Origin of the sequence: Mycobacterium sp. (assembly GCF_049281135.1) — a bacterium.
Taxonomy (GTDB): domain Bacteria; phylum Actinomycetota; class Actinomycetes; order Mycobacteriales; family Mycobacteriaceae; genus Mycobacterium.
The window spans coordinates 1-2,482 of record NZ_JBAPRN010000547.1; the positions used below are offsets into that span (position 1 = coordinate 1).

Annotated in this window: 4 protein-coding genes and 1 riboswitch; of the genes, 2 read left to right on the forward strand and 2 right to left on the reverse strand. The window is 64.1% G+C overall.

All coding sequences use genetic code 11. The annotated features are described in order from the left end of the window. Together WAN02_RS21370 and WAN02_RS21375 are read right to left on the reverse strand one after the other, a co-directional pair. Positions 1-337: transglycosylase family protein (locus WAN02_RS21370; protein WP_422266218.1), on the reverse strand; the 337-nt coding region annotated here is incomplete at its 3' end. An 8-nt stretch (positions 338-345) separates the two neighbouring features. Then, positions 346-526: riboswitch (cyclic di-AMP (ydaO/yuaA leader) on the reverse strand. A 285-nt stretch (positions 527-811) separates the two neighbouring features. Further along, on the reverse strand, positions 812-1,225 hold the full coding sequence (locus tag WAN02_RS21375) for a YccF domain-containing protein (RefSeq protein ID WP_422266219.1): 414 nt from the start codon (positions 1,223-1,225) through the stop codon (positions 812-814). A 154-nt stretch (positions 1,226-1,379) separates the two neighbouring features. On the opposite strand from WAN02_RS21375, the gene WAN02_RS21380 reads away from it, so the two are divergent. Then, positions 1,380-1,790, forward strand: a complete 411-nt coding sequence (locus tag WAN02_RS21380; protein ID WP_422266220.1) for a cold-shock protein — start codon at positions 1,380-1,382, stop codon at positions 1,788-1,790. A 78-nt stretch (positions 1,791-1,868) separates the two neighbouring features. After that, a partial coding sequence (locus tag WAN02_RS21385) for an acyl-CoA dehydrogenase family protein (RefSeq protein WP_422266221.1) occupies positions 1,869-2,482 on the forward strand: 614 nt, incomplete at its 3' end.

Below are 2,482 nucleotides of genomic sequence, written 5' to 3' on the forward strand. Positions count from 1 at the left end.
CCGGCCAGGCGCCGCGGCCCTGAGTGGCCAGCACCCGCTCGGCGACCGCGATCTGCTGGTCGCGGGTGGCCTGGTTGGCCGACGAGGCGAACTCGCCGCCGCCGTGGGCAGCCCAGGTGCCTTGCGAGAACTGCAGGCCGCCGTGGTACCCGTTGCCGGTGTTGATGCCCCAGTTACCGCCCGATTCGCAGGCGGCGACGCGATCCCATTCGCTGTCGGGAGCCGCGGCTGCGTTACCGGCGAGGGCGATGCCGCCGCCGCCGATTACTGCGCCCGTGAAGGCCAGTTTGGCGACGCTGACGGTTGACGTGGTGGGTTTACGGTGACGACCACTCATACCCCGTTGATTCCTCTCGAGAAGCGCCTACGAGGTCAGCTGTCGGGTTCGGGCGGAAGAGGTCGCCCGGCCGTCGTGTCTTCAAGGAAACGCGTCGGCTTCACCCCAAGGAGCCGCGAACGGCTCCAGGTCGATTTCGGCGGACCATTGGGTCCCCCGCCTCCATCCACGGGTTTGCGTTGCTCGCCTATTGGATGGAGCTCGGCGCTATAGGCGAGAAGGCTTACCGTGCAGGGAGACTCGGTAAGCCCGCGCACGACGCTAGCGGCTGTTAGCGGCAGAGTCATTTTGTGAGCACACCGGCGTTTCGCATTTTGGAGAACGAATAACGCCAGGAACGTCGGCTGTTTGCGCAGGTTAAACGCGTCGAGATCAGGCCGATGCCGTGCCGTGATCATTCTGTTATGTGACTGAACTCACATAACGGTTCGGGATTAACCCCAGGTCACGGGTACTGGTACGTCACGCCGAAAATCAGCGTCGTACCGTTTCCGAGCCGGCCCAGGGCGCTGGGCGATCCACTGGAACGATCTCCTTGCCGAGTGGCACCAGCGATACCGGGATCAGCTTGAGATTGGCCAGCGCGAGCGGAAGGCCGATGATTGTCAACGCCATCGCCACCGCGCTCACCAGGTGCCCGATCGCGAGCCAAATTCCGCACAGCAGCATCCAGATGACGTTCCCGATCAGGGAGCCGGTGCCGGCCCCAGGGCGCTCGACGATCGTCCGGCCAAACGGCCAGAGGGCATACGACGCGATGCGCAGGGAGGCGAAGCCGAACGGGATGGTGACGATCAACAGGAAGCAGATGACGGCGGCCAGCAAATATCCGAGGGCCAGCCACAGGCCGCCGAAGACCAACCAGACGACGTTCAAAATCAGGCGCATTGTCTCCTCCAACGGTGCCGCCAGCCTACCGAGAAACTGCGGTGCTCAGCCGGCTGCGTTCCGAGTAGGATCGATCGTCATCGCGTCCTGCGCAGGCGGGGCGCTTCGTTGTGTAGACCTATGCGGTTATCCGTTAGACAAGCAGGTGAGACCGGTGCCGACTGGCAAGGTGAAGTGGTACGACGCTGAGAAGGGATTCGGATTCCTGTCTCAGGAGGACGGCGAGGATGTGTACGTGCGCTCCTCGGCGTTGCCCGCGGGCGTCGAAGGGCTGAAGGCGGGCCAGAAGGTGGAGTTCGGCCTCGCGTCCGGACGGCGCGGGCCGCAGGCGTTGAGCCTGAAGCTCATCGACCCGCCGCCCACGCTGGCTAGCCGGCCCCGTCGCGAAGCTCCTGCCGAACACAAGCACAGCCCCGACGAACTGCACGGCATGGTCGAGGACATGATCACCCTGCTGGAGAGCGCCGTGCAGCCCGAGCTGCGAAAAGGTCGCTACCCGGACAAAAAAGTCGCACGCAGGGTTTCCGAAGTCGTCAAGGCTGTCGCTCGCGAACTGGACGCCTGATCGCGTGTACCCCGAGGCACGGCGGGGAACCCTCAGTGTCGAATCGCCGCAGGAGCCGATTCGAGTGAGGGAAGTCCGATGGCACAGCAAGCACAGGTCAGCGAAGAACAAGCACGAGCGTTAGCCGAGGAGTCCCGGGAAAGCGGTTGGGACAAGCCTTCGCTAGCCAAAGAATTATTTCTAGGTCGCTTTCCGCTCGACCTCATCCACCCGTTCCCGGAGCCCTCGGACGACGAGGCCGCTAAGACTCGGGATTTCCTGGCCAAGTTGCGGGAATTTCTGGACACCGTCGACGGAAGCGTCATCGAGCGCGACGCCCAGATTCCAGACGAGTATGTGAAAGGCCTTGCCGAACTGGGTTGCTTCGGCATGAAGATCCCATCGGAATACGGCGGGCTCGGCTTGTCGCAGGTCGCCTACAACAGGGCGTTGATGTTGGTGTCGACCGTGCATGCCAGCCTCGGTGCGCTGCTGTCCGCGCATCAATCGATCGGCGTGCCCGAACCGCTCAAGCTCGCCGGCACTGACGAGCAGAAGCAGAAGTTCTTGCCGCGTTGCGCCGCCGGGGCGATATCGGCGTTTCTGCTCACCGAGCCGGATGTGGGCTCCGACCCGGCGCGGTTGGCCTCCACGGCGACCCCGGTCGACGGCGGAGCGGCCTACGAACTGGACGGCGTGAAGCTGTGGACGAC

What these genes read in the sequence shown, in the direction of transcription:
- WAN02_RS21375 (WP_422266219.1), bottom strand. Translation starts at nt 1,225, where the DNA reads ATGCGCCTGATTTTGAACGTCGTCTGGTTGGTCTTCGGCGGCCTGTGG.